This window comes from Methylobacterium mesophilicum, assembly GCF_036441335.1.
Taxonomy (GTDB): Bacteria; Pseudomonadota; Alphaproteobacteria; order Rhizobiales; family Beijerinckiaceae; genus Methylobacterium; species Methylobacterium mesophilicum_B.
On sequence record NZ_MLBW01000004.1, the window covers coordinates 1 to 4,643 of the forward strand.

Genomic DNA, 4,643 nt, shown 5'->3' on the forward strand with positions numbered 1-4,643 from the left:
GACGCCGCCGCCGGATGACGGCGCGACCGCGCGCGGCGCGGCGCGGCGTTCAGTTCGACCGCGAGACCTCCACGAGGTTGTCGGAGAACGACGGCGCGTGGCCCATGTCGGTGAAGGCGCCCGACGAGATGCTGTTCACCGTCCCCTCGTTGAGCTGGCGCCAGTAGCCCAGCGTCGCCACCACGATCCCGGCCTTCACGTCGTCGGTGATCCGCGCGACGCCCTTGAAGGCGCCGCGGTCGTTGCCGACCTGAACCCGATCGCCGTCCCGGATGCCGCGCGCGTCGGCGTCGTGCTGGCTGATCATCACGAACTGCTCGCCCTGGCCCTTCTGCTTGTCCTCCATGTTGGCGTAGCAGGAGTTCAGGAAGTAGTGGCTCTTGGGCGAGACGATGTTCAGCGGGTAGCGCTCGGCGAGATCCGGATCGTTCGTGTGCGACTCGCGCGGGCCCAGGTAGTCCGGCAGCGGGTCGAGCGGCTCGCCCGGCTGGAAGCCCTCGTACATCTGCCGGAACGGCGGGGCGACGAAGTTCGTGGCGCCCTCGACCTTCAGCATGCACTTGCCGGTCGGCGTCGGGAAGTTGCCCTCCCGGTGCGGCGCCCGGTCGTCGGGCGTACCGACCTTCAGCCGGGCGAAGCCGTGCTCGCGCATGTACTGGAGGTCGATGCCCTCGCAGGCCGGGGCATTCCAGTCGACGTAGTGCTCAAGGCACTCGGCATCGCTCCACTTGAAGTTCTCCTCCTCGAAACCGAGGCGCGCGGCCAGCCTGCGGAAGATCTCGTTATTGGGGATCGCCTCGCCGGGCGCCTCGGCGCACTTGGTGTTGTAGGTCAGGTAGAGGTGGCCCCAGGACAGGATCATGTCCTCCATCTCGGCGCCCATCGCGGCGGGCAGCAGGATGTCGGCGTAGGAGGCCGTGTCCGAGATGAAGTGCTCGGCCGAGACCATGAACAGGTCCTCGCGCATCAGCCCCTCGACGATCTTGTCGGTCTCTGGCGCCTGCGTGACCGGGTTCGAGTTCCAGCACATCATCGACATGATCGGCGGGTCGAGCTGCATCTCGCCGGTGAGCGCCCGGCCGATCTGGAGGTTGGAGACGACCCGGGTGCCCTCCGGGATCAGGTCCGGGCGGCAGATGACGTCGAACTTGTACGGGTGCTCCCAGACGCCGAACTGCGTGATGCCGCCGCCGACATGGCGCCACGCGCCGGTGAGCGCCGGGATGCAGGTCACCGCCCGGATGGTCTGGCCGCCGCCGTAGTGCCGCTCCAGCGCGACGCCGATGCGGATGCCCACCGGCTGCTCGGTCGCCATGTCCCGGGCGAGCTTGCGGATGTCCTCCGCGGGAACGCCGGTGATCTCGGCGGCCCATTCGGGCGTCCGGTCCGCGGCGCGCTCCTTCAGCGCCTCGTAGCCGACCGTATAATTGTCGACGTAATCCTGGTCGACGAGGCCTTGCGCGATGATCGAGTTGATCAGCGCCATGGCGAGCGCGCCGTCCGTGCCGGGCTTCGGCGCGATGTGCCAGTCGGCGGCCTTCGCGGTGCGGGACGCGTAGGCATCGATGACCACGACCTTGGCGCCCCGCTTCTGCGCGTCCTTCACGATCGCCCAGTGGTGCAGGTTGGTGCTGACCGAGTTGCAGGCCCAGATCACGATGTACTTGGAGTGGATGTAGCTGTCCGGATCCAGGCCGGCCGTCGGGCCGACGGTGAGGAGCCAGGCCGTGCACGAGCCCTCGCCGCAGAAGGTCCGCTCGGTCACGGTGGCGCCCATGCGGTTGAAGAAGGCGTCGCCGCCGTTCAGCCCGTGCACGAGGCCCTGGTTGCCGAGATAGCTGTAGGGCGCGATCGCCTGCGGCCCGTACTGGTCGATGATCGCCTTCCAGCGGGTGACGATGGTGTCCAGCGCCTCGTCCCAGGTGATCCGCTCGAACTGCTTCGACCCCTTCGGGCCGACCCGCTTCATCGGGTAGAGCAGCCGGTCCGGGTGGTAGTGGCGCTTCTCGTAGTCCTTCAGCTTCACGCAGAGGGTGCCGCGCGTCATCGGGTGGTCGGGATTGCCGCGCACGCTCAGGAGTTCGCCGCCCTTCACCTCGAACAGCATCGAGCAGGTGTCGGGGCAATCGTGCGGGCAGGCGCCGTAGAAGACCTCCGAGTAGGCCTCGGGCTGGACGATCTCGTTCATGATCTCTCCCTCGCAGGCCGCGGGCGTCCCGTTATTGTTCAGGCGTTCCGGCTCCCGGCGGCCAGAGCGTACAACGAGAGGAAGAAAAATTCTAATTCGAATCCGGCGCGGCGGAACGCGCGGGCGGGCCGCGGGGCAGGTCGTTCGCCCCGCGGCGTCGTCATCGCCCCGCCTTCCCTTGCGCGGGTGCGCCCCCATCTGAGGGTGTGGACGATACGGGGGCCTGCGACATGCGGTTCGAACTCTACCGGGACGCCAAGGGCGAGTGGCGGTGGCGCCTGCGGGCGCGCAACGGCGAGGTGATCGCCGATTCCGGCGAGGGCTATGCCCGCCGCGAGGATTGCGAGCACGGCATCGCCCTGGTGCGCCAGAGCGCCGAGGCGCGCATCGAGGACATGACGACGAAGATCGCCTGACCCGACGCGTCTCAACCCGCGGTCAACCCTGTCGGAAACGTCGCAGCGGTTAAGCTGCAACGCTTCCGCTCGCCCACGCGTTGCAGCGGTTCGGACCGAGCGGAGCCCGTCGCCCTGTGCGGTTCGTCGACCAGGACGTAATGACACAAAGGGAGTCGAGACCGTGCTGAGGAAATTCCTGCTCGCGGCCCTGCTGGCGCTGGGCTTCGCGGCCGCGGCGCCGGAGGGCGCGTCCGCCGCGCCCATCGGCCCGGGGCTGGCTCTGCCCGCCGAAGCCGCGCCGGCGGTGGCCGAGAAGGCCCAGTACTACTACCGTCGCCGCTTCTACGGCCCGCGCCCCTACTGGCGCCGCCCGTACTACGGCCGCCGGTTCTACTACGGCCCGCGGCCCTACTATCGTCGCCCCTACTGGCGCCGTCGGTTCTACTACTGATCGGCTCTCCGATCTGACCGGCCCGGCGGCTCCATCGAGCCGCCGGGCTTTTTCACGCCCCGATTCGGGGTGCGCGACCGCGAGCCTTGCTTTATCGTGCCGGGAACGGGACCGCCGACGGCAGATCAGCGCGCCCGAGAGGAAGCCCGATGAACGATATTGCGCAACGCGCCGAGCCCGCGGCGGCGACGCCGGACCTCTGGCAATCCATCCCGCTCGAATGCATCTTGAGCGCGGTCGCCGTCCTGCTGGCGGCGGGGCTCAAGCTCGCCGGCCTGATGTCCTGACGGCGCGCGGGGGGCGGATGGACGGCATGCAGCACGTCGCACTCTCACCGGCCGGAGGCGCGCCGCCGCCCGCGGAGGTCGATCTGCCCAAGGGCGACCTGACGGTGCGCACCATCGCCATGCCGGCCGACACCAACGCCAACGGCGACATCTTCGGCGGCTGGGTGCTGTCGCAGATGGACCAGGCCGGCGGCATCGCCGGGGTCGACCGCGCGCAGGGCCGGGTGGTCACCGTGGCGCTCGAATCGATGACCTTCATCCGGCCGGTCCGGGTCGGCGACGTGCTGTGCGTCTACACCCGGGTGTCGCATGTCGGCCGGACCTCGATGAAGATCGAGGTGGAGGCCTGGGCACGGCGGTTCTGCACCCAGGTCCGCGAGCGGGTCACGCAGGCCACCTTCACTTTCGTGGCCATCGACGAGGACGGCCGGCCGCGGCCGATCCCGCCGGCCGTGCCGTCCCCGTCCGCGACTACTTGATCACCCCGCAGGCGATGCGATCGCCAGCACCGCCGATCGGCTGGGTGTTGTGGTCGTCCTCGTTGGCGTGGATGATCAGGGCGGCACCGTCGCCGTCCTTCAGGCCGCCTTCGCCGTTCAGCGGGGTCTCGCTGGAGACCTCGGCGTTGGCCGAGCCGTCCTGCGCCGCGTAGAGGTTCGGCAGGTCGCCCTCGTCGGGACCCTCCGCGTTGAGGAGCCCGTGCTTGCTCTGGTCGTGGTTCACGTGCGCCTTGGAGTTCATGAACTTCGGGTCCGAGCAGTCACCCACGGCGTGGAAATGCATCCCGTGCCAGCCGGGCGGCAGGCCGCCGGGCTGGATCGTCACGCGCAGGACCAGGGCATTCGCCCCGTCGCGGATCGCCAGCGTGCCGATCGGGTCGCCCTTCGCGTTCTTGATCGGCGCCGTGTAGGTCTCCGCCGGCTTGGCCGCGTCCTTGGGGGGCTCCTGTGCCAGGGCGCCGCCGGCGGCGGTGGTCCCGAGCAGTGCGAGCAGCGGCAGGGTGCGGGTCATACGGTGGCTCTCCTTTCCGGCCCGGTCTAGTTAGGGAGCGCGCCGGCCTTCGACAGGGCGGCGGCCCTAAACCTCCGCCACAGACCTGCCGGAACCGTACGAAGCCCCGATGACCCGAGACCGGACCAGCCCGGACCGCGCGTCGCCCGCGGACGAGCCCGCGGAGGATCCCGCGGACGCACCCGCGCCGCGGCGCGCCGACCTGTATCTCGTGGCGCGCGGCCATTACGAGAGCCGGGCCCGGGCCCAGGCGGCGATCCGCGCCGGACTCGTGCGGGTCGACGGGCGCCCGCTGGCGCGCGCCTCGG

Annotated in this window: 7 protein-coding genes; 5 read left to right on the forward strand and 2 right to left on the reverse strand. The window is 69.9% G+C overall.

What is annotated here, in order from left to right:
• Window positions 1–49: 49 nt before the first annotated feature.
• Window positions 50–2,188, reverse strand: a complete 2,139-nt coding sequence (locus MMR14E_RS02260; protein ID WP_331312634.1) for a molybdopterin oxidoreductase family protein — start codon at window positions 2,186–2,188, stop codon at window positions 50–52.
• Between the two features lie 230 nt (window positions 2,189–2,418).
• Between MMR14E_RS02260 and MMR14E_RS02265 the strand changes: the two genes are divergently transcribed.
• The 4 genes from MMR14E_RS02265 to MMR14E_RS02280 all read left to right on the forward strand — a co-directional run bounded on the left by MMR14E_RS02265 (window position 2,419) and on the right by MMR14E_RS02280 (window position 3,803).
• Complete coding sequence (locus MMR14E_RS02265; protein WP_331312743.1) at window positions 2,419–2,604, forward strand: YegP family protein; 186 nt, start codon at window positions 2,419–2,421, stop codon at window positions 2,602–2,604.
• A 163-nt stretch (window positions 2,605–2,767) separates the two neighbouring features.
• Complete coding sequence (locus MMR14E_RS02270; protein ID WP_020095628.1) at window positions 2,768–3,037, forward strand: hypothetical protein; 270 nt, start codon at window positions 2,768–2,770, stop codon at window positions 3,035–3,037.
• A gap of 149 nt (window positions 3,038–3,186) precedes the next feature.
• A complete protein-coding gene (locus MMR14E_RS02275) occupies window positions 3,187–3,324 on the forward strand; it encodes a hypothetical protein (RefSeq protein ID WP_164706365.1) in 138 nt (45 codons plus the stop codon).
• A 26-nt stretch (window positions 3,325–3,350) separates the two neighbouring features.
• Window positions 3,351–3,803 carry an acyl-CoA thioesterase gene (locus MMR14E_RS02280; protein ID WP_331312635.1) on the forward strand — a complete coding sequence of 151 codons (453 nt, stop codon included), beginning with the start codon at window positions 3,351–3,353 and terminating at the stop codon, window positions 3,801–3,803.
• Here the strand turns inward: MMR14E_RS02280 and MMR14E_RS02285 are convergent.
• Window positions 3,796–4,335 (reverse strand): superoxide dismutase family protein, encoded by a 540-nt coding sequence (locus MMR14E_RS02285; protein ID WP_331312636.1) that lies wholly within the window; start codon window positions 4,333–4,335, stop codon window positions 3,796–3,798. The genes MMR14E_RS02280 and MMR14E_RS02285 overlap by 8 nt on opposite strands.
• A 109-nt stretch (window positions 4,336–4,444) precedes the next feature.
• Here MMR14E_RS02285 and MMR14E_RS02290 point away from each other — a divergent pair.
• Window positions 4,445–4,643: S4 domain-containing protein (locus tag MMR14E_RS02290; protein ID WP_331312637.1), on the forward strand; the 199-nt coding region annotated here is incomplete at its 3' end.